The organism is Polaribacter ponticola (assembly GCF_026191475.2).
In the GTDB taxonomy this organism is placed as follows: Bacteria; Bacteroidota; Bacteroidia; order Flavobacteriales; family Flavobacteriaceae; genus Polaribacter; species Polaribacter ponticola.
The window spans coordinates 1,286,600-1,309,924 of record NZ_JAOSLC020000003.1 but is presented as its reverse complement, the minus strand read 5'-3'; the positions used below and the strand labels follow the sequence as shown (position 1 = coordinate 1,309,924).

The following is a 23,325-nucleotide window of genomic DNA, read 5'->3' as shown; positions in this document are numbered from 1 at the left end:
TTTTTTATCTTTTTATATTGAATAATTTTTCCAAATATGGGTTCATAAACTTATTTGTTGGATCAAATTTAGTTCTTAAAAGTTTAAAGTCTTCCCATTTGGCGTAAACTAAAGAAAGCTGTTTGTCTTTAGCCTTAAAACGTTTTGCCCAATGAGGTTTTCCTCCGTGTTTTAAAAATATTTTTTCGATACTTTTAAAAGCCTCGTAAGTATCTGCTGTTGCTGCATTTCTTGAGACACAACCCATTGTAACTATATCTTTTTGATAAGCATAACTTAACCAAGATTTGTCTTTATATACAAAACGAATATCCATAGGAATATGAATAAATGATTTGTTAGACCATTTATTAATTTCTGTTTTTAATTCTTCAAAAACTTGTGGAAATAAATCTAAACCTATTGTCCATTCTGCCAATTCTAAAGTAGAACCTCTAGATTTTGTTACAGTGGATTGGTATAAAGAACCTTTGTGTTCTTTGATAGTACTAAAAAAACCTTTGTATAAAAGTTTGTTAGCAATTGCAGTTATCCATGGGAAAACGTGCGAATATTTGTATAATATTTTTGAGGCAGTTCTTCTGTGTTTTAAATAAGATGGACCTAAATCTTCTTTTATTGCTGTATTTGAGTCAATTTTATCACCAATAATTACATACCCTTTATCTGTGTGAGGCAACCATAGAATTCTTAAAAAATCGTGATTCTGAAGTCTTTCTTTAATTTTGGGTAACCAAAGAGTATCATCTTCTGGGCCTTCTTTTATATGCAAAGTATAAAGAGGTTCGCATTGAAAAGTGATTTCTGACAAAACCCCTAAAGCCCCTAAAGAAACTCTTACAGCATTTATCAAATTGTCTTTTTCTGTTATGGTTTTTATAGCACCATCAGCTAAAACCATTCTAAAATTAATAACATATTCTGATAATAATTTTCCACTTGTGCCATGTGTTCCTGTTGCCAAAGCCCCACCAATAGTTATGGTATTAATATCTGGTAAACAAGGAATGCACCAGTCTTTGCTCTCTATAATTTCTAATAAATCGCCTAAAATAATACCAGATTGAACTGTAATGGTTTTCGCAGATTCGTTAAAATGAATAACTTGATTGTAAGTTCTCATATCAACCAAAGTAGCCACACCAGAAGCAATATCTGCAGAAGATTGCTTGTTTCCAAAAACACGAATTTTTTCAGATTTTTTTACAATTTCTTGTAATTCTTGTTCTGATGTAATTTTATAAAGTGATTCGTAATTGGAACTAATATTGTCATTCCAACTTGTCCAAACACCATTTTTGTTTTTATTCATTTACCTTTTATAAATCAACGTTAAAATTAATTTAATTTGTATTTAATTTGCTGGCTCTCTAAAGAGCTCAACAACTCATTCGAAATATGAACCTTTGTATTTCTACTCGGTAAACTCACCTCTAATTTCTCTTTTTTATCCCAAATTGTAAAGTTTAAAGATTGCTTTCCTGGATTATTTTTTAAGATAGATTCTAAATTTAAAATTGTTTTTGCTGTAATTTCTTCTAATGGTATTTGAATGGTAACTTTCTTGCACAATTCATCCATAATGTCGTGCAAAAGTTTCATTTCTGTAAACTTTAATCTTGGTTCTCCAGCAATTCCCGTTTCTTTATTTGTCCAGCCTGGTTGAATTGTAGCACGAACAAATAAGAAAGAATTAGGGACTAAAAAGTGTTTCATTCTTAAATAGTCTTCTCCAAAAATCCTAAATTCATTACTATCACCATAATCTTCCATAGTAAACATTGCCCAACCTTTTCCTGCTTTAGAAACTCTATGTTGTACATCTGTTATAATTGCTGCAAAAGCTAAATTCATGTTTACAAATTTTGCTAGATCAGCTTTAAAGTATTTTAAAGAAGCGTTGCAGAATTTCATTTCGTTCTTAAAATCATCAAGCGGATGTGCAGAAATATAAATTCCGATAACCTCTTTTTCTTGTGATAAAAGCTCCATGGTTCCCCAGGTTTCACATTCTGGAATATCTGGCTCTGGAAATTGCACTGTAGAAGCTTCGCCAAACATAGAAACTTGTGCTGAATTTTCATTTTCTTGAAATTTACTACCAAATTTCATAGCACGTTCTAAGAACGTTAAACCTTTTTCATCAGTAGCAAAATATTGTGCTCTGTGTGTATCTGTAAAAGAATCGAAAGCTCCAGCTTTAATTAAACTATCAAAAGATTTTTTATTTGCCGCTCTTAAATCTACGCGTTTAGCCAAGTCAAAAATAGATGTATAATTCCCGTTTTCTTTTCTTTCTTTAATAATTGCTCTTACAGCTCCTGCGCCAACACCTTTTACAGCAGCCATTCCAAAACGAACTGCTCCTTCATCATTTACAGAAAATTTTAAATAAGATTCATTTAAGTCAGGCCCAAAAACTTGTAATTCCATACGCTTGCATTCTTCCATAAAAAATGATACAGATTTAATATCATTCATATTATTAGAAAGAACAGAAGCCATGTATTCTGCAGGATAATGTGCTTTTAAATAAGCTGTTTGATAAGCTATCCATGCATAGCATGTAGAGTGAGATTTATTAAAGGCATAACTTGCAAAAGCCTCCCAATCTTTCCAAATTTTTTCTAATTTTTCTGGATCATGCCCATTTTTTGCAGCTTGCTCAATAAATTTTGGCTTCATTTTATCTAGCACTGCAATCTGTTTTTTACCCATGGCTTTACGTAAAACATCGGCTTCACCTTTGGTGAAATCGGCAAGTTTTTGAGAGAGTAACATTACCTGCTCTTGATATACCGTAATTCCATAAGTTTCTGCCAAATATTCTTCCATAGCAGGTAAATCATACTCAATATCTTCAGTTCCGTGTTTTCTGTTAATAAAAGACGGAATGTATTCCATTGGACCTGGACGATACAATGCATTCATAGCAATTAAATCTGCAAAAACAGTTGGTTTTAAAGAACGCATGTGTTTTTGCATTCCTGGAGATTCGTATTGAAAAACACCTACAGTTTCACCTCTTTGAAAAAGCTCATATGTTTTTATATCATCCAAAGGGAAATTCTCTGGATCTAAATCTACATTATGTTTAGCTTTAACAATTTTAACTGTGTCTTTAATTAAAGTCAGTGTTTTTAAACCTAAAAAATCCATTTTTAACAAACCAGCATTTTCTACTACCGAGTTGTCAAATTGAGTAACATACATGTCGGAATCTTTTGCTAGAGCTACAGGAACGTAGTTTGTAATATCACCTGGTGTAATAATTACTCCGCAGGCATGAATTCCTGTGTTTCTAACAGAACCTTCTAAAATTGTTGCTTTGTTTATAGTTTCTGAAACTAAATCAGTTCCAAAAGACATGTTTTTTAATTCTTCTACTAATTGTTTTTCTTCGGCGCGCAAACCATCAACTTTACCTTTACTTTTTGCGTCTTCACCAAAAATATTTTTTAATTTAATTCCAGGAATTAATTTTGCAATTCTATCGGCTTCAAAAAGAGGTAAATCTAAAACTCTGGCAGTATCTCTAATAGAAGATTTTGCAGCCATTGTTCCGTATGTAATAATTTGTGCTACTTGGTTTGCACCATATTTATCAATTACATAATCCATAACACGACCACGACCTTCATCATCAAAATCAATATCAATATCGGGCATCGATACACGTTCTGGATTTAAGAAACGCTCAAAAAGTAAATCGTATTTTATAGGATCTATATTAGTAATCCATAAGCAATATGCAACAACAGAACCAGCTGCAGAACCACGACCCGGACCAACAGAAACATCCATTTTCCTAGCTTCCCGAATAAAATCTTCAACAATTAAGAAATATCCAGGATATCCCGTTTTCTCAATTACTTCTAATTCAAAATCTAAGCGCTCTTTTATAGATTCTGTAATTTCTCCATAACGAATTTTAGCTCCTTCAAAGGTTAAGTGTTTTAAGAAATTATTTTCACCTCTTTTGCCTGCATCTTCTTCGTCTTTTTTATCTTTAAATTCTTCAGGAATGTCAAAAGCAGGTAATAAAACATCTCGAGCTAGTGTAAAAATTTCAATTTTATCTACAATTTCTTGAATGTTGATAATTGCTTCGGGTAAATCTGCAAAGAGTACTTTCATTTCATCAGAAGATTTGAAATAATACTCATCGTTAGGTAAACCATATCTGTAACCACGTCCTTTTCCTTTTGGTGTAGCTTGTTTTTCACCATCTTTTACACACAATAAAATATCATGTGCATTTGCATCTTTTTTCTCTAAATAGAATGTATTGTTGGTAGCAACAATTTTAATGTTATGGTTTTTAGAAAATTTTAATAAGGTTTCATTTACAATTGTTTCATCCTGTTGATTATGACGCATCAATTCAATATAAAAATCATCTTTAAACTCTTCTTTCCACCAGAGCAATGCTTCTTCTGCTTGCTTTTCTCCAAGGTTTAGAATTTTACTAGGTACTTCGCCATATAAATTACCAGTTAAAACAATTACATCTTCTTTGTATTGTTTAATGATTTCTCTGTCTATTCTTGGTACATAATAGAAACCATCTACAAAAGCTATAGACGACATCTTAGCTAAATTATGATAGCCATTCTTGTTTTTTGCCAACAAAACAACTTGATATCCATTGTCTTTTTGAGACTTATTTTTATGATCTTCACATACATTAAACTCACAACCTATAATTGGTTTCATTGGAGTTTCTGCTTTCTTGTTATGGTTTAAAACTGCGCTTACAAAATGAAATGAAGCCATCATGTTTGCGGTATCTGTCATTGCAACTGCTGGCATGTTGTCTTTCGCTGCCGCTTTTACAATATTTCCAATTTGCATGGTAGATTGTAAAACAGAAAACTGAGTATGATTATGTAAGTGTGCAAATTGTACATCTTTTAATTCAGCTAAACCTTCAGAAGTAGATTTAGTTTCTTTAACGTCTTTTAATTGTTCTAGACGTTTACGAATTTTATCGCTCTCCTTTTTTAAATTGATGTGTTTTAAACCAATTACTTGAATAGGTTTAGGATTTGTTTCAGAGAAGTTTTTAAAATAATCAACATCAACATCTAATTGCTCTTTGGTAAACTCTCTTAGACGAATTAATTCTAAAAAACAACGCGTTGTAGCTTCAACATCGGCAGTTGCATTATGTGCTTCACCAAAACCTACACCAAATAAATGATTGTGTAATTCTGTTAATGTTGGTAGTTTAAATTTTCCACCACGACCTCCAGAAATTTGACACATTGTAGCTGTTTTCTCTGTACAAGTATCTAAAAGAGGGAGTGTAGTTAAATTATTTTCGATACCAAGTCTATGAAATTCACATCCCATAATATTAATATCAAACCCAACATTTTGTCCTACAATAAATTTTGTTTTGCCTAAAGCTTCATTAAAAAGTTCTAAGCCTTTATTTAGATTAATACCTTGCTCTTCTGCTAGTTCGGTAGAAATTCCGTGAATTCTTTCTGCATCATAGGGTATGTTAAAACCTTCAGGTTGTATTAGAAAATCGTTATGCTCTAACACATTACCCATCTCATCATGTAGTTGCCATGCAATTTGTATACATCTTGGCCAGTTGTCAGTATCTGTAATTGGAGCATTCCAATTTTTTGGTAAACCTGTAGTCTCTGTATCAAAAATTAAGTACATAATTGGCTTTTTTAAGGATGAGTTTTTTCGTTTAAAACGGACTGTAAATTTACATTTTTTTGATGGATTTTGTAGCTAGAAATTAGGATTGATTTTAGTTAGTTTAAGCGGTAGAAGAATAGATTTTAAAACGACTTTATTACTTTTTAGAATTTTATTCCTAATATTTAGTTATGTAAAGTATTCTAGATTTTATAACTGATATATAATACTGAAATAAATTTAGCATAAAAAAGAGCAATAAAAACTAGAATGAGTGGTGTAAAAAATATTGATAATTAGCATTTTAGTTTAAAAAGGTTTTGTACTTTTGCGCCCACTTACTACGAGATAGTAAGATTTTTAATAATCGAGGTCGAGAACCTCAAAAAATTAACAAATTATGTCTGTAAAGATTAGATTACAAAGACACGGTAAAAAAGGGAAACCATTCTATTGGATCGTTGCCGCTGATGCTCGTGCAAAAAGAGATGGTAGATACCTAGAAAAAATTGGTACTTACAATCCTAACGTTAACCCTGCAATTATTGATTTAAATGTTGATAAAGCTGTAGAATGGTTACAAAATGGAGCTCAACCAACAGATACTGCAAAAAACATTTTATCTTATAAAGGTGCAATGTTAAAGAATCATTTAGCTGGTGGTGTAAGAAAAGGTGCTTTAACTCAAGAACAAGCAGACGCAAAATTTGCAGCTTGGTTAGAAGCTAAAGCGGCTAAAATTTCTGACAAAGAAGCTGGATTATCTAAAGCTCAATCTGATGCTAAAGCAGCAGCATTTGCAGCAGAAAAAGCAGTAAACGAAGCAAGAATTGAAGCAGCTAAACCAGTTGTTGAAGAAGTTGCTGAGGTTGAAGCTACAGAAGAAGCAGCTACTGAAACTATTGATGAAGCAGCAGAAAAAGCAGCAGAATAAATTATAAATTTATACGAAAATGCGTAAAGAAGATTGTTTTTATTTAGGCAAAATCGTTACAAAATTTAGTTTTAAAGGGGAAGTTGTTATCAAATTAGATACAGATGAACCTGAGTTGTACACAGAAATGGAATCAGTTTATGTCGAATTCGGCACTAATTTGGTTCCATTTTTTATTGATAAAAGCTCTCTTCATAAAGGAAATCAATTACGAGTTCAATTTGAAGATGTGTATTCTGAGGAAGAAGCAGATTCTATTTTAAAAAGTGGTGTTTATTTGCCTAATACAATGTTGCCTAAATTAACAGGAGATAAATTTTATTATCATGAAGTTATAGGTTTTACTGTAGTTGATGTAAATTTTGGAGACGTAGGTACAATTGTTTACATAAACGATAAAGCTGCACAACCGCTTTTTGAAATTGATAGAGATGGAACAGAAATCTACATTCCAATGGTAGATGATTTTATAAAGAAAGTAGATAGAGAAAATAAAATAATACAAGTTGAAGCGCCAGAAGGTTTAATCGCTTTGTATATTTAGAAAGGTGTCTGAGTGGTCGAAAGAGCTACCCTGGAAAGGTAGTATACTGGCAACGGTATCGAGGGTTCGAATCCCTTCCTCTCTGCAAGAGAAATACTAAATAACACCAAAACCCTATAAACACTATGTTTATAGGGTTTTTTATGCTTATTATCCATCAACTAAAATCATTAAAAATTGTTGTGTAAGATGCTAATTAGGAGTCTATTTTTTAAATTTTTAACTGACACCGAATTAAACTAAACATACTGATATTTAATTAGTTGTGATTTGTTTTAATTTAATTTTCGTATATTTATGCTATAATAGTTAACTGACACCTATGCAACATTTATTCTCATTCATTTTCTACATCAAACGTAGTAAAGCAGACAAAAATGGAAAAGCTAATATTTATTTAAGGATTACTGTAAATGGTAAAAGAGCCGAATTAAGTATTTCAAGAAAGGTTGATGTTCAAAAGTGGAGTTCCTCTGCTAGTAAGATGAAAGGTTCTTCTGGAGAGGCTCAACAACTTAATAAGTATATTGATAGTATTGCTAATCGAATTTATAAAATACACCAAAGATTAGTAGAAGAAAATAAATTAATTACTGCTATTAATATTAGAAACATTTTCCAAGGTAAAAATGAGGTTAGAAAAATGACTTTGGAAATATTTGAAAATCATAATATTGAAATGGAAAAGTTAGTTGGTAAAGATTACGCTTTAGGCACTTCAGAAAGATATAAAACAGCAAAAAAACATTTAAAAAATTATATCAATCACGAATATAAAATAGAAGATATACCAGTAACCGAGATTGACAATAAATTTATTACAGGGTTTGAATATTATTTGAAAACAGAAAAAAATTGTGCACACAATACAACAATAAAATACATCACTAATTTTAAGAAAATTGTTAGAATTGCATACGCCAATGATTGGATAGTTAAGGATCCATTTTTTAACTGGAAAGGAATTTTAAAGACAGTAGAAAGAGAATTTTTGGATGAAGAAGAAATACAAAGATTAATTGAAAAAGAATTCTCTATACATCGTTTAAATTTAGTGAAAGATATTTTTGTGTTTAGCTGCTTTACTGGTTTAGCTTATGCAGATGTAAAAGCTTTAAATAAAGATAATATCGTGATTGGTATTGATGGTGGTCGTTGGATAAAAACAACAAGAAAAAAGACTAAAACCAAAAGTAATATTCCATTATTGGCTTCTGCAGAAATAATTTTAAAAAAATATGAAGAGGATTCTGATGTCTTAAATTCAAACAATTTATTACCAATTTTAAGTAATCAAAAAATGAATGCTTATTTGAAAGAAATTGCTGATTTATGCGAAATAAATAAAAATCTTACCTTTCATTTAGCTCGTCATACTTTCGCAACAACAGTAACTTTAACTAATGGTGTACCTATTGAATCTGTAAGTAAAATGCTCGGGCATAAATCTTTGAAAACAACACAGCATTATGCAAAAATAATCGATAGAAAAGTTAGTGAAGATATGGCTTCACTGAAAGAAAAACTTTATAAAACTCAACTAAATAATCACCCAATTCAAAAAATAGATTAAACAGTAGATTCTCTAACTATTAAATCTGTCTCAAGTACAATATTTTTGTAATTAATAATTTTCTTCTTTTTTCTGTCTTTTATTTCTTTATAGAGTAATTTAAACGCTTTTTTACCTATTTCAAATCCAGGTTGATTTATAGTAGTTAAAGATGGAGAAATTACTGAAGCCATAAACCAGTTACTAAAACCAATTACATTTATTTGCTCTGGTACTTTTATCCCTTGATTATTAAATTCTGATATGGCACCAATAGCCACTAAATCTGTATTAATAAATATTCCATCAACATCATTATGATCTTTTAAAAGTTGATTGGCATAAAACTTTCCTTCATCAAAACTCATTTTATTTAAGAGATATACCAAAGTTGGGTCATAAATTATATTGTTATCAGTTAAAGCCTGCTTGTAACCTAAAAATCGATCAATTGAATTTTGAGGCAATAATGGCCCTCTAAAATGCGCAATTCTTTTACATCCAATGTCAATTAAATATTGTGTGGCTTTATAAGCTGCCTTTCTATCGTCTATGGTTACTTTAGAACATTTTATAGCTTTCGCAATTTTATCAAACATCACTAAAGGTGTTTCTTGATTTAACACTTCAGATATATGTTTATAATCTGCAGTACCATTTGCTAAAGAAATTAAAATGCCATCAACTCTTTTACTTATTAATAAATCTATCTGCTTTTTTTCTAACTCATAAGATTCATTAGATTGTAGTGTAATTACCAAATATCCTTTTTTTTCTGCTTGAGAAATAATACCTTTAATAACACTTGAAAAAAAATGGTGTACAATTTCAGGTATTATTAAACCAATAGTTTTAGATTCTTTAGTTCTTAAATTCACAGCAAAAGAATTAGGTTTATAATTTAACATAGCTGCAGTTTCCCTAACCAACTTTCTGGTTTTTTTACTAACATCAGGGTATTCTTTAAGTGCTTTAGATACTGTAGTTATAGAAATACCCAATTCTTCTGCTATTTGTTTTAGTGTAACCAAAATATCATACTTTTATAGAATTAAACTTTGCTATTTTATCCTGTAAATATAGTAAATTATCTTAATCGAAAACGTTTTCGGAAAATCGAAAACGTTTTCGATTTATTTATTTAATAATTTAAAAACCAATAAAAATACATTTGACAAAAAATAATTAACTTTTTTATTAAATTCATATTAAAATGAAAAAACAATTAAACTTTAAAAATTTGCTTTTGATGGTACTTATGCTATCATCGACAGCTTTTGTTGCACAGTCAACAATTTCTGGAACTGTTAAAGATAACAGTGGTAATTTAGTACCTGGTGTAAACATCCTTTTAAAAGGAACTACTAGCGGAACTAACTCAGATTTTGATGGAAATTACGAAATTACAAATGTTACTAATGGAACCTACACAATAGTAGCTTCTTATATTGGTTATGATAATTTTACGAAAGAAATAACAGTGAATGGTAATCTAAAATTAGATATTACCATTAAAGAAAACGCTCAATCGTTAGATGAAATTATAGTAACTGGGGTTGTAAATCCAAAATCTAAAATAGAATCTAGTATATCTGTTTCTACTGTAGGTATCAAACAAATAAAACAAGCATCTCCAAGATCTTCAGGTGAGCTTTTTAGGAGCATTCCAGGTATCCGTGCAGAATCTTCAGGTGGTGAAGGTAATGCAAACTTTAATGTTCGTGGTGTACCTGTCTCTTCTGGTGGTTCTAGATATTTACAATTACAAGAAGATGGTTTACCTATTATGTTGTTTGGAGATACTTCTTTTGGTAACGCTGATAACTTTTTACGTATAGATTCTAATATTGGAAGAGTTGAAGCTATCAGAGGAGGTTCTGCATCTACGCAAACATCTAATGGTCCTGCAGGTATTATTAATATGATTAGTAAAACAGGAAGAACAGAAGGTGGTACAATAGGAGCAACTTATGGTTTAGATTTTCAAACTAGTAGATTAGATTTTGAATATGGATCACCAATTGGTGAAGGATTATATTATCACATTGGTGGTTTTATGCGTGTTGGCGAAGGTCCAAGAAAAATAGGTTACCAAGGTAATAAAGGAGGGCAGTTAAAAGCAAACCTTACCAAAGAATTTAAAAATGGGTATGTACGTACTTATTTTAAATATTTAAATGACAATTCAGTAATGTATATGCCAATGCCAGTAAGTTTAACTGGTTCAAATTCAAATCCTACCTTTGGCAACTTACCAGGTTTTGATATTACATCAGATACTCCTCATTCTGTAAATATCCAAAATACATATAGTGTTTATGATGGTAATCCTACCCAAAACGATATGAGAAGTGGTAACAATCCTGTAAGTGCTTCAGTTGGTGCAGAGTTTTCATTTGACTTAGGTGATGATTGGAAAGTAAATGGTAAAGCAAGATACTCTAACAATTCTGGTCAATGGAACGCTCCATTTACTGCAAATGTTGGTACTGTAGCAGATATCGAAGCTTTAGTTAGAGGAGCTTCTGGAGCAACAGGTGCTTTAACTTTTCAAGATGGTACACCTTTTAACCCAGCTAACGGATTAGCACAAGATATTAGATATTTTGATGTAACTATTGAAGATTTAAGCAACTTTTTTAGTGATATAAAAGTTACAAAATCACTTAATGACAATATAGGGCTTACTGTTGGGATGTTCTCTGCAACACAAAACACTAAAATAGGATGGCAATGGAGTTCTGCAATTTCTGAAGTTGCAGGTGATGGAAAAGCTAGATTAGGTATTTTTGATGGATTTTCTCAAGGAGGAGCTTACTCTTTTGGTCAGCCAGTTTGGGGTAACTGTTGTCAAAGAAAATATAACACCGTACATAATGTAAATTCTCCTTATGTAGGTGTAGATGCAGAAATTTCTGAAAAATTAAATTTTGATGGTAGTATTCGTTTTGAAAACGTAAATGTTAACGGAACCATAAACTCAGGTCAATTAAGTAATTTAGATGCAAATGGAGATTTAATTGGTTTTGATTATAATAGCGATGGTGTAATTAGTCCTTTTGAAGCTACAATACCAACTATTGCTGGTAATCCTGGTCAAGCTATTAGTGACGATTATAATTTTGTTTCTTATTCTGCTGGTTTAAACTATAAAATTAATGATGGAGCTGCTGTTTTTGGTAGATATAGTAAAGGAGCTTCTGGTAGAGCTGCAGATAGAAATACCTATGGTGCAGATGGTCTTGGAGATGTACAGTTTGATGAGATTTCTCAATTTGAAGTCGGTTTAAAAAAGAGACTTACTGATGGTGTTTTAAATGTTACAGGTTTTATAAGTAATACAGATGAAGGTATTAGTAACGAGTTAAACAGAACTGTAGGAAATCCTTTTAAAGCTTTAGGTTTAGAAGTAGAATCTGCGTATAGATTTGGAGATTTTAGCATTAATGGTTCTGTTACCTATACAAAAGCAGAAATTGATGGTGGAGCAAACAAAGGAAACAAACCAAGAAGACAAGCAGACTTTGTCTACAATTTTGCACCAACATATTCTTTTGGAGCAGAAAAACAACATCTTTTCGGAATCACAGTATTAGGTACATCTAAATCTTTTGCACAAGATGACAATGACCTTGTAATGCCAGGTTATGCTTATGTAAACGCAATGGCAAGAGTTAGCTTAACTAAAGGATTATCTTTAAGTGTTAATGCTAATAATTTATTCGATACGATTGGTGTTACAGAAGTAGAAGGAAATGGAAATTTAGCAGGTGGTTTAGCTGCAGCAAGAACAATTTCTGGACGTTCAACAACAATGACTTTACAATATAGTTTTTAAGAGTAGTTTGTTATTATTTGATTTGAATTAGAAGTGGAGCCAATGAGAAATTTATTGGCTCTACTTTTAAAAAACAAAACAATCATCATCAAATTCTAAAATTATTTTAAAATGAAACATTTCATAATTATTGTTCTTTTATTTACATCACTTCAAAGCAATGCACAAGAAGTATTTCATCAAATTAAAGAATCAAAAAAACAAAAAATGATTGTATATGGTAGCGATAGTTGCCATAGTTGTTTAGATACAAAAGCTTTTTTGAAAGAAAAAAAGGTTAAATTCACGTATTACGATATTGATATAAATAAAGCAAAGGAACAAGAAATGTTATTAAAACTTCAAAAAAACAATATTTCTATTCATACTTTAAGCTTACCAGTAGTAGATAATAAAGGAGATGTTTTTTTAAACAAAGGTAACTTGCAAGAGTTTCTAAAAGTATTAGCTAAAAAAATAGAAAAAGATGAAAATTAAAAAACCTACGCTAAGTTTCTGGCAAATATTTAATATGAATGTAGGATTCTTAGGAATCCAATTCAGTTTTGGCTTACAACAAACAGCTGTAAACCCAATCTTCTCTTTTTTAGGTGCAAGTCATGAAGATTTACCTTTATTAAATCTTGCTGGTCCAGTTACAGGTTTAATTATTCAACCTATAATCGGAGCAATTTCAGACAAAACATGGTCTCCACGTTGGGGAAGAAGAAAACCATTTTTTTAATTGGTGCTTTAATAGGTAGTTTGTGTTTATTCGCTTTTCCTTACAGTCCATCTTTATGGTTTGCAGTAGGTTTACTTTGGATTTTAGATGTTGGTAACAATATGGCTATGGAGCCTTATCGTGCTTTTGTGGGTGATAAATTACCAAACAAACAATTAAGTTTTGGCTATCAAATGCAAAGTTTATTTGTTGGTGCTGGTATTGTACTGGCAAACGCATCTATTTTTATTTTTCAAGATCAATTTGGTGGTGTAGAGAATGTAGATGAAACTGTAAAGGCAATTCCAAAATGGTTGTATTACTCCTTTTTTATAGGAGCAATTTTATCTGTTGCAACCATACTTTGGTCGGTTTTAAAAACTCCAGAAATACCTCCATCAGAAGAAGAGTTAAAAGAAATAGAACAACACAACAAACTATCTTTTAAAGATAGAGTAAAAACTCCTTTTAAAGAAATTGTAAGTGCAATAAAAGACATGCCAAAATTTATGTGGAAGTTAGCAGGAGTCTATCTTTTTCAATGGTATGCACTATTTATTTATTGGCAATTTATTTCGCCAATGTTTGAGGAGAGTATGGGCTTTAACAAGTCAGAAGCATTAAGTCAAGCTGCAAAAATGAATACAACCTACAATGTTTCTACTATTGTTTTTGCACTGGCACTAGTTCCTTTTGCATTAAAATGGGGAGGAAAAAAAGTATATGTACTTAGTTTATTTTTAACAGGTATTGCTATGCTTAGTATTCCAAACATACAAGACCCAACTTTGGTTATTTTACCAATGATTTTATTTGGTATTGGTTGGGCAGCAATGATGGGTATTCCATATTCTATGGTATCTAAAATTGTACCTCAAGAAAGACGTGGTGTGTATATGGGTATTTTAAATATGATGATTGTAATTCCAATGGGAATTCAAACATTAACTTTTGGACCGATTGTAAAAAACCTTTTAAACAACAGCGCAGTAAACGCTATTTTATTAGGAGGAGTCTTTTTTATAATTGCCGCATTTTTAGCACTAAGGCTTAAAGAAACAAAATCAATTACAGAATAAACTTAAGATTCTATTTATAGAAAATATAGATAAAAAGATAAAGATATTAATTTTGAAAAACAGTAATAAAAACATAGATATTTTATGTGTGGGAGAAGTTTTAGTAGACTTTATAGGCCACCAAAACAATGTGCTAATAAACGAAACTAGAGACTACCACAGATATTTAGGTGGTTCGCCTGCAAACGTAGCTATGAACTGCAAAAGATTGGGCTTATCCTCTACTTTAGTTTCCACTGTTGGTAATGACGGCTTTGGAGAATACATTTTTAAAAGACTAAATGAAGTAAAAGTAAACACAAAGCACTTAAAGAAATCTGAAAATAATTCTACGAGCGTTATTTTTGTATCTCGTTCTAATGGCACACCAGATTTTATGCCTTACAGAAATGCAGATTATCACATTTCAGAAGATCAAATTACTACTGAAATGTTATCTCAAACAAAAATTTTTCATACAACTTGTTTTGCGCTAAGTAAAAATCCTGCACAAACAACTATTCTTAAAAAAGCTGAAGAAGCTCACAAAAAAGGATGCAAATTAAGTATCGATGTTAATTACGCTAAAGAACTCTGGGAAACTAAAGAACAAGCTTTACAAGTAATTAAAAATTATTGTCAATTCAATCCATTAATAAAAATTAGTGAAGATGATATGTTGCGTCTTTTCGAAAAACAACTTCCACATAAAGAAATTTTTGAGTTCTTTCACAATTTAGGCGTAGAAACTGTTTGCTTAACACTAGGAAGTGAAGGGGTAAAACTTTCTCAAAAAGGGAAAGACATTATTCAATTACCCGCTATAAAAATAGAAAAGGTAATGGATACAACAGGCGCTGGAGATGCTTTTTGGTCTGGCTTTTTATTTGCCTACATAAAAGAAAAATCTATTGAAGAGTGTTTGCAAATTGCTTTAAAATTAGCTGCTTTAAAACTACAAAACGTAGGTAGATTACCTAACAATATCAATATTTTATCAAAACTTTTATAAGTTTTACTTAAAAACACCTTTTTTATGTCATCAGAAAAAAATACTACTATCTCTAATGGTGTTATGCTAAATGCATATCCAGATAGTATTGGAACAAATTTAAGTGATACTATTAAAATGCTTCAAAAAAAAGATTTTAAAGATGTGTTTTCTTTGTTTTATGTGTTACCTACTTTCTTTAATAGCGATTTAGATAGAGGTTTTTCTATTATTGATTATAACATAAACGAAGAGTTAGTCTCTAAAGACGATTTAAAAGCATTAAAAGAATTGAAAATTGATTTAAAATTTGACATTGTTTTAAATCATCTTTCTGTAGCTTCTCCTCAATTTAAAGATCTTTTAAAAAACGGAGAGAAATCAAAATTTAAAGATTTTTTTATCAACTGGAACGAATTTTGGAAAGGTAATGGTAAGTATAATGATGATGATATCATTGTGCCAAAAGAAGAATTTCTCAATAAATTGTTTATGAGAAAATCAGGACTTCCAATATTAAAAGTTCCTTTTCCTGATGGTTCTGAAAAACCTTATTGGAATACGTTTTATCAAAGCATAATATATAACAAAATTAAGGCAGAAGACTTAACTTCTATTAAGGGGTTAAGTGTAAATAATGCTATATTAATTTGCGAAAAAGTAAATTTCGCAATCGATAATAATTTAGATTTAAAAACTTTTCAATTTAATGAATTAGAACAGTATAAAGAAAAAGTACTTAAATTAGTTTATAGAAAAAGTTCGTTTTTAGGTCAAATGGATGTGAATGCAAAATCTGAATTAGTTTGGGAGTTTTATGAAGAAACTTTAGCCAAAGTAAAAAGTTTTGGATGCTCTATTTTAAGATTAGATGCATTTGCATACTTACATAAAGAAGTTGGACAAACTAATTTTTTTAATAAACCCGGTACTTGGCAGTACTTAGAGAGAATTAACCAAATTGCTAAAAAGAACGATTTAATTCTATTACCAGAAATTCATGCAGAATATGGGTTAAACCTACATAATGAAGTAGCAAAAGAAAACTATCCCATTTATGATTTTTTCTTACCTGGCTTAATGATTCACACCCTTGAAACAGCAAATAATACAGCTTTATTAACTTGGATTAACGAAATTATAACCAAAAAATATAAAACTGTAAATATGTTAGGTTGTCATGATGGAATTCCTGTTTTAGACTTAAAAGGGAAAGAAGTTAATGGCAGTTATAACAAGGGACTATTAGAAGATTCTGAAATTGAATCGATAATGAATACCATTATAGAGCGTGGAGGAAGAGTAAAAAATCTATACGACCCATCAGGTAAAAAGATATCTTATTATCAAGTTAATGCCACTTTTTTTAGTGCTTTGGGTGAAGATGAAAAAAAATTATTACTTGCAAGAGCTATTCAAATGTTTATGCCAGGTATTCCTCAAGTTTGGTATTTAGATATTTTTGCTGGTAAAAACAACTATAAAGCCGCAGATAAAGGTGGTAGTGGTGCTCATAAAGAAATTAACAGAACAACACTTTCTGAGCAAGAAATAGAACAAGCTTTGCAAACAGAACTTGTTAAAAATCAACTAAAGATAATGCGATTAAGAAATACTTTAAAAGCATTTTCTGGTCAAATAAAAATTAATGACGTTTCTAAAGAGAGCTTAGGCATTTCATGGTTAAACAATAAATCTAAAGCTCATCTAGAAGCTAATTTAAAAACCTTTAACTTTTCTATTACCTACACTATAGGGAGTGAGACTAAAAAGTTAGTCTTTTAACCAGTTTAAAAGTTCTTTAAAAAAAATATTAACAATTCAAAATTAAAAAGATATGGCAACTGCTATATCTTTTTTTTGCTAAAGAAATAAAGATGAAAATATAAAAAAGAAAAAAACTAAATAATTGCAAGAAAATGAAAAACAACATCCCTCTTGTTGAGCAGTATTATGTTCAGCAAAAAAAATACACTAATGAAAAAATAAACAATATTGAAAAACTAAATCTTCAGTTAGAATTAGCCAAACAAGTCTTGAATGATTTAAGGGTTTACATCAGAAATAATAAATTTAAAGATAGTGATGAAGAAATAGATTTTTTTAAACATATAAAACCCAATATCTATGCTGATTTTATTTTTTATAATTGTCTTTTAAAATATCACGTAAACAAACCAAATGCAACAAATTCAATACTTAAAAATTATTTCAAAAACGAACTAAAAAAGTTAGAATCAAAAAAACGTAAAAATTTAAAGTTTTATCAATATTATAAACACAATAGTACTTTTTTAGATCATTTATATTTTCTTCGAGAGAACAAACAATTAGATTTGTTTTCAATTGATATTTCTATCTATTTAGATTCAGAATTTTACACAAGTCACGATAAGTTAGCTGCAGAGGTAATTGCTTATGATTTACTAACAAATTTCTACAAACAAGAAATAAATAAACTAAAAAACATTGCTTCAGGTAAATTTGATGATAATAATAAAATAGGTAAAAGCCCATTGAATTGGACAGCTTCAAAAACAGATTTAATTGAATTAGTGTATGTTTTAAAAGTATCTGGCGCTATAAATACAGGTAATATCAATACAAAGGCATTAGTAAATATTTTTTCATCACTCTTTAATATTGAGGTTTCCAATCACTATAAAATATATTCAGATATTAAAAATAGAAGTACAGAAAGAACAAAATTTCTCAAAAAATTAGTGGAAGATTTTCAAACAAAATTAGAATATGATGATGGCATCTAAACACGTAACCTCTTCGTAACTACGAAAACAATAATTTCAAAATAGTAAAGTATCATTTGTTACCAAAACACAACAAAAAAAAGATAATAGCAGTGGGAAAAAGACAAATAAAAACTTTTCGTAGTTACGTAGAACTACCGAAATCAATCTAAAAATTCTTTAGAAGTTTGCCAACGAAAGTCAAATTAATCAGAAGAAGTTACTAATAATGTTGGGGGACATTCAGTAGCTTCTTCTTTTAAAAATCGTTTACAAATGCCAACATCAATTATCACTACAGAAGATTTAAGAGAATTTAAAGAAGAATTATTAGAAGACATCAAAGCAATGATTAACCATCAATCTGGTTTTGCGCCAAAAAAGTGGTTAAAATCTCCAGAAGTCAGAGATTTATTAAGCATCTCTCCAGGAACCTTACAAAACTTAAGAATTAACGGTACACTTCCTTATTCAAAAGTAGGTGGTGTTATTTACTATGACTATGAAGAAATTGTAAAGGTTTTAGAAGAAAATCGCATTCATAATAAGTTTTGACACTCGTGGCATACTGAACTTGTTTCAGTATCTCATTAATTCAGTCATTAATTAAAAAACTTCTGTCATTTCGAGCGTAGTCGAGAAATCTTACTTTATGCAAAACGTAAATTTTATAAAACATCTTAAAGGTGTATTCTATCAATTCTCAAAAGACTATCGTTTAAATCCGACACACATTAGCCTGTATGTAGCATTATTTCAAATTTGGAATAACAATCGATTTTTAGAAGAATTTTATATAAATCGTGAAGAGGTAATGCGTTTTTCAAAAATTGGATCTAAATCAACCTATCATAAGTGTATCAAAGAATTAAGTCATTGGAAATATATAATTTATTATCCATCACATAACCCTTATAAAGGAAGTAAAATTAAGATGTTCAAATTCGAGACAAGTACTGGACAAGCACTGGTATCTATAAATAAACATATACAAACTAATAGAAACAATAAAAACATTAATAAACTTGACCAGCCTAAAAATGAAAAAGAAGTTGTTGTTTTTTTTGAAAAAGAAAAATGGCCAATAATTGAAGCTCAAAAATTCTTTAATCATTACCAGGGCATTGGTTGGAAAGTTGGTGGTAAAACAAAAATTGTCAATTGGCAAGCAACAGCAAAAAATTGGATAATAAAAGCTGAAGAAATAAAAAATAAAGAAACACAAAAATCAGTTAGCCAAAATCAAGACAACCTAAAGACCAGTAAAAATAAAAATTACAACGAACCTTTATGATTAAAATACAACCACATATCATTCAAGAAGGAAGTGTGCAATTTCAATTGGGCGAACAAAAGGGAAATCAAATAATATACGATTTTCAAAAAATGTTAATCTATTTAGAAGCAAAAGGTAAATTATTGTTTGGTAAGAATTTTAAAATTTATACTGAAGATGAGGCAATTTTATATAAACTGTGTATTTATTTCATTCGTGATTTTGAAACTTGCAGAAAATTAAAGATAAATCCAAACAAAGGAATTTTATTATCTGGTCCTGTAGGTTGTGGTAAAACCAGTTTGATGCAATTATTACCTTTTATTGTACCTCATCAAAATCAACATAGTCTTATCCCTGCAAGAAATATCACTTTCAGTTTTAATAAAAGCGGTTTTAAAATTATTGAAGATTATGGAAATAATGGCTTTTATTGTTTTGATGATTTAGGTGTAGAAACCATAGGGAGACATTTTGGTAAAGATTGCAATGTAATGGGAGAAATACTCTTGTCTCGCTATGATTTATTCTTAAAACGTAAAATTAGAACACACACCACTACAAACTTAAATGCACAAGAATTAGAGAGTAGATATGGGATTCGTGTACGTTCCAGAATGCGTGAATTATTTAATTTGATTGCTTTTGATAAAAATAGTTTAGATAAGCGAAAATAGTTTTTTAATCATTTAGTTTAAATTTTGTAAATTGTTAACTTTGTAAAATAATGCAAGTAGCTAAAAATATAGAAAGTTTAAGGAATTTATCACAAATTCTATCTCCTGCTAATTTTAAAAAAATAGTAAAGGATAAGAATTATTTTGATACATTTTATCGTATTAACAAACACACTAAAATATCAGATTCTACCACTAACTTTGAAGTCATTAATGCTATTTACAAATCACTTTTAGGTACTTACAAAAATGAATATATTTATAAAAACATCCTTTTAAATCAAAAACTTCTTAAAAAGTATAGCTTAAAAAATTCAATAGCACTATCAGAATTTAAAATTGGTAATTCAATAGCAGACTTTGTTATTTTAAATGGTGTAGCTCGTGTTTATGAAATAAAAACTGAATTAGATGGTTTAGATAAATTGGATAAACAATTAGCAGATTATAAAAAATTTGCTGATAAAATCTATGTGGTTTCAAATTCAAAACACATTCCTAATCTATTAGTTAAGTTTCATAACACAGAAATTGGTTTAATTGAATTAACAAAAAGAAACGCGCTTAAAACTATTAAAAAAGCAGAACAAAATTTTTCATTTTCCCACGAAACACTATTCAAGAGTTTAAGAAAAAATGAATATATTAGTTTACTGAAAAAACATTTTGGAGCAATTCCTGTAGTTCCTAACACACTAATTTTTAGAGAGTGTTTTAAACTTTCAAAAAAAGTAGATATTTTAGAGTTTCAAAAATTAGTTATCAAAGAATTAAAATTTAGAAATATTTCTAATCCAGAATTATTTAACGATGATTTAGTCCCAGATTCATTAAAACATATCTGTTACACTTTAAATTTTTCAAAAAAAGATTTCATTGAATTAGAAGATTTTCTTTATAAAAAAAGTAAGCTATGTATTTCCCATATGTCAGAGGTAAACAATTTGAATTAATCGCATTACGTGAATTATGTGGATTACTTCCAAATTTTCCTGCTAAAATCTCACCTGTAATTGAACCAATCAAAGGTTCTTCAACATTAAAATCTGCGCTAAAAACTTTAGCAACAAAAAATGTAAATTTTAGTGTTATTATTAACCCTAAAGTTGGTGGTTTAGTTGGTGAAAGGGATAAAATCATAGAACTTCTTAAAGAAGTTTTGGGACATTACAGCAACTATCAAATTGCAATAATTATTGATTCAAAAATAGAAGAGCAAATTCCAGCTTTAATTGAAAGTATAAATAATTTAGAATTAAACTGTAAGGGTGTCACTTTAATTCATAATTCTGAAATATCAGAGGTTAGCATCACAGAAATTCAAAATAACATAAACGTTGTTTACAATATTATTTACTTTAGTCATACAAGTAGGCGTTATTATAGATTATTTTCTGAAGATAGTAGAATTTCATTAGATGATTATTTTAGAGATATGCCAAGAAATGCAGATTACCTTGAAGTTGGTGAAAGTCCTTTTTCTGAAGAGTACATTTTTTATAAAGATGAAGGGTTTTTTGGTTTCTCTGACTTTTTAACAGTTGGTGACAACTATTCAGATTCAGGTTTTTTACCAAGAGCTGTTGCAATGCATTTATCTTACATTAATGCATCAGGTAAAATAATGGTAAAACATTTTGTATCTGACTCAAATGGTGATGTATCTGATATAGGAGGTAAATTCGCAGAAGCACTTGAAAAACTTGTAAATTGGTGTGAAAACAATAATATAAATACCAAAGCAGTAGAAATATATAAAGACCTTCATAATCGTGGTCACTTTCCTGGATTAGGTACCTTAAAAAAACTATCAATAATGAATCATATCGAATTAATTATAGATAAGATTTAATTATGAATTGTTGTGTAAATTGTTTCAATAGTATATACCTAAAAAGTATTATCGATTCTTATAATAAAAAAGGTAAATGCGACTTCTGTAAATCTGATAATGTTTCAATTTATTTAGCAAAAGAATTAGCAGATTATTTTAGAAATATATTTTCTCTTTATGACATTGATAGTAAATCTAAACTTGATATTTCTGCTTCTATTAAAAAAAACTTTAACCTTACAACAGATTTAGTTGTTGATAATAAGTTTCTTTTTAAATCTATTTTCATAGATGAAATCGAAGATTTCAATCATTTATTTGAAAATCAAGTATCATCAAATATTCTTCAGGAAGAAACAAAGATTCACAATATTTGGAATGATTTTAAAAAAGAAATTAAATTCGCAAACCGTTATTTTGCGAGTAATTCTTTAAACTTTGAAATTTTTAAATCAATTATACAAAGTAGTTTAATCAGAGATATTAATGTTGATGAAACTTTTTACAGGTCAAGAATTTCTGATAAAATAGGTTTTGATAAAAATAATATGGGTAATCCTCCTAAACCAGAATTAGCTACAGCTGGTAGAGCAAATCCTAAAGGAATATCATATTTATATATAGCAAACTCTTTAGAAACTGCATTATATGAAACAAGAAGTACCATCTTTGATTATGTTACAATTGGTGAGTTTGAAGTAAAGAAAGAGTTAAAAGTTATTAGTTTTAGAAATATTGAAACAGATCCTATTTATTGGTCTGAAAGAGAGGATATAAAGAGTTACATAGAATATTTACCTTTTATTTATACTTTACAAAAAGAATTATCACTTCCAATAAGAAAAAAGGATAAAACATTGGATTACATTCCCACTCAATATATCTGTGAATATATAAAATCATTAGGTTTTGATGGTGTAGAATATCAGAGTTCATTATTTGCTGAAGGTTATAATTTAGCGATTTTCAATCCAGATAAATTAGAATGCATTGCTACAAAAGTTTATGAAATTGAAAATATAAAACTACATCATAAGTTACTTGATAATAGTTAAATTCCCCACAAACCAAAATCCAGTTTGTTGCAAAAGCAAAAAATCTCTGTCTTTTGGTTTGTTCCGCGCGCCAATGCAAGTTTAGCGTTTTAATATTCTATAGGTTATTGCATTTTAGAGCTTGTTCCATTCGCAAACTCATTACACAACTCTAAAAAGCAACGCGTTTATATTATTTCATAAAACACAAAACTCTCAAAGCTAAGTTACATAATGCGCAGTTATACTGCTCTTCCATAAATTCCAGGCACTATAACGCCATTATGTAAAATAGCCACTCTTCCAACGCTCACATCCATAATTACTAATAAAGTTTAGTTATTTTAACAACATTCAGTCTTTGTTGCGTTGTTTTTATAAGTGCTTATTGGTAGTGTGCAATTAACTTTGATAAAACTAATGTAATTTAAGTTTATAAAAGAAGTTCTAAAGCACCTATAAAATCAAGAAAAAGC

Annotated in this window: 17 protein-coding genes, 1 tRNA gene and 1 pseudogene; 16 read left to right on the top strand and 3 right to left on the bottom strand. The window is 29.5% G+C overall.

The window, feature by feature from the left end; genetic code table 11:
• Positions 1–4: 4 nt before the first annotated feature.
• Positions 5–1,312: a D-arabinono-1,4-lactone oxidase gene (locus N5A56_RS11045; RefSeq protein ID WP_274270402.1), complete on the bottom strand. Its 1,308-nt coding sequence runs from the start codon at positions 1,310–1,312 to the stop codon at positions 5–7.
• Positions 1,313–1,338: 26 nt separating this feature from the next.
• Positions 1,339–5,679 (bottom strand): DNA polymerase III subunit alpha, encoded by a 4,341-nt coding sequence (dnaE, locus tag N5A56_RS11040; protein WP_265725507.1) that lies wholly within the window; start codon positions 5,677–5,679, stop codon positions 1,339–1,341.
• Between the two features lie 382 nt (positions 5,680–6,061).
• Between dnaE and N5A56_RS11035 the strand changes: the two genes are divergently transcribed.
• The 4 genes from N5A56_RS11035 to N5A56_RS11020 all read left to right on the top strand — a co-directional run bounded on the left by N5A56_RS11035 (position 6,062) and on the right by N5A56_RS11020 (position 8,712).
• Entirely contained in the window at positions 6,062–6,595 is a 534-nt protein-coding gene (locus N5A56_RS11035) for a 30S ribosomal protein S16 (RefSeq protein WP_265725506.1), read from the top strand.
• A 19-nt stretch (positions 6,596–6,614) separates the two neighbouring features.
• A complete protein-coding gene (rimM, locus tag N5A56_RS11030) occupies positions 6,615–7,139 on the top strand; it encodes a ribosome maturation factor RimM (RefSeq protein WP_265725505.1) in 525 nt (174 codons plus the stop codon).
• Positions 7,138–7,224, top strand: a tRNA-Ser gene (locus tag N5A56_RS11025). The genes rimM and N5A56_RS11025 overlap by 2 nt, the downstream gene beginning before the upstream one ends.
• 237 nt (positions 7,225–7,461) lie before the next feature.
• Positions 7,462–8,712, top strand: coding sequence for a site-specific integrase (locus tag N5A56_RS11020; RefSeq protein WP_265725504.1), 1,251 nt, complete (start codon positions 7,462–7,464; stop codon positions 8,710–8,712).
• Here the strand turns inward: N5A56_RS11020 and N5A56_RS11015 are convergent.
• Positions 8,709–9,725 (bottom strand): LacI family DNA-binding transcriptional regulator, encoded by a 1,017-nt coding sequence (locus N5A56_RS11015; protein ID WP_265726135.1) that lies wholly within the window; start codon positions 9,723–9,725, stop codon positions 8,709–8,711. The genes N5A56_RS11020 and N5A56_RS11015 overlap by 4 nt on opposite strands.
• A 215-nt stretch (positions 9,726–9,940) precedes the next feature.
• On the opposite strand from N5A56_RS11015, the gene N5A56_RS11010 reads away from it, so the two are divergent.
• From N5A56_RS11010 to N5A56_RS10955, 12 genes and pseudogenes are all read left to right on the top strand, one after another.
• Positions 9,941–12,529, top strand: a complete 2,589-nt coding sequence (locus N5A56_RS11010; RefSeq protein ID WP_265725503.1) for a TonB-dependent siderophore receptor — start codon at positions 9,941–9,943, stop codon at positions 12,527–12,529.
• A gap of 111 nt (positions 12,530–12,640) precedes the next feature.
• On the top strand, positions 12,641–13,006 hold the full coding sequence (locus N5A56_RS11005) for a glutaredoxin family protein (protein ID WP_265725502.1): 366 nt from the start codon (positions 12,641–12,643) through the stop codon (positions 13,004–13,006).
• Positions 12,996–14,311, top strand: a pseudogene (locus N5A56_RS11000) (MFS transporter). Before N5A56_RS11005 ends, N5A56_RS11000 begins: the two are co-directional and overlap by 11 nt.
• A gap of 52 nt (positions 14,312–14,363) precedes the next feature.
• Complete coding sequence (locus N5A56_RS10995) at positions 14,364–15,302, top strand: carbohydrate kinase family protein (RefSeq protein WP_265725501.1); 939 nt, start codon at positions 14,364–14,366, stop codon at positions 15,300–15,302.
• A gap of 24 nt (positions 15,303–15,326) precedes the next feature.
• A complete protein-coding gene (locus N5A56_RS10990) occupies positions 15,327–17,066 on the top strand; it encodes an alpha-amylase family protein (RefSeq protein WP_265725500.1) in 1,740 nt (579 codons plus the stop codon).
• 134 nt (positions 17,067–17,200) lie between these two features.
• Entirely contained in the window at positions 17,201–18,049 is an 849-nt protein-coding gene (locus tag N5A56_RS10985; protein ID WP_265725499.1) for an RteC domain-containing protein, read from the top strand.
• Positions 18,050–18,304: 255 nt separating this feature from the next.
• Positions 18,305–18,583: a helix-turn-helix domain-containing protein gene (locus N5A56_RS10980; RefSeq protein ID WP_026775378.1), complete on the top strand. Its 279-nt coding sequence runs from the start codon at positions 18,305–18,307 to the stop codon at positions 18,581–18,583.
• A gap of 97 nt (positions 18,584–18,680) precedes the next feature.
• Positions 18,681–19,322, top strand: a complete 642-nt coding sequence (locus tag N5A56_RS10975) for a hypothetical protein (protein WP_265725498.1) — start codon at positions 18,681–18,683, stop codon at positions 19,320–19,322.
• Positions 19,319–19,981 (top strand): P-loop NTPase family protein, encoded by a 663-nt coding sequence (locus N5A56_RS10970; RefSeq protein ID WP_265725497.1) that lies wholly within the window; start codon positions 19,319–19,321, stop codon positions 19,979–19,981. Before N5A56_RS10975 ends, N5A56_RS10970 begins: the two co-directional genes overlap by 4 nt.
• 50 nt (positions 19,982–20,031) lie before the next feature.
• Positions 20,032–20,934 (top strand): sce7726 family protein, encoded by a 903-nt coding sequence (locus tag N5A56_RS10965; RefSeq protein ID WP_274270401.1) that lies wholly within the window; start codon positions 20,032–20,034, stop codon positions 20,932–20,934.
• On the top strand, positions 20,895–21,833 hold the full coding sequence (locus N5A56_RS10960; protein WP_274270400.1) for a sce7725 family protein: 939 nt from the start codon (positions 20,895–20,897) through the stop codon (positions 21,831–21,833). Before N5A56_RS10965 ends, N5A56_RS10960 begins: the two co-directional genes overlap by 40 nt.
• Positions 21,834–21,835: 2 nt before the next feature.
• Entirely contained in the window at positions 21,836–22,870 is a 1,035-nt protein-coding gene (locus N5A56_RS10955; protein WP_274270399.1) for an RES family NAD+ phosphorylase, read from the top strand.
• Positions 22,871–23,325 lie beyond the last annotated feature (455 nt).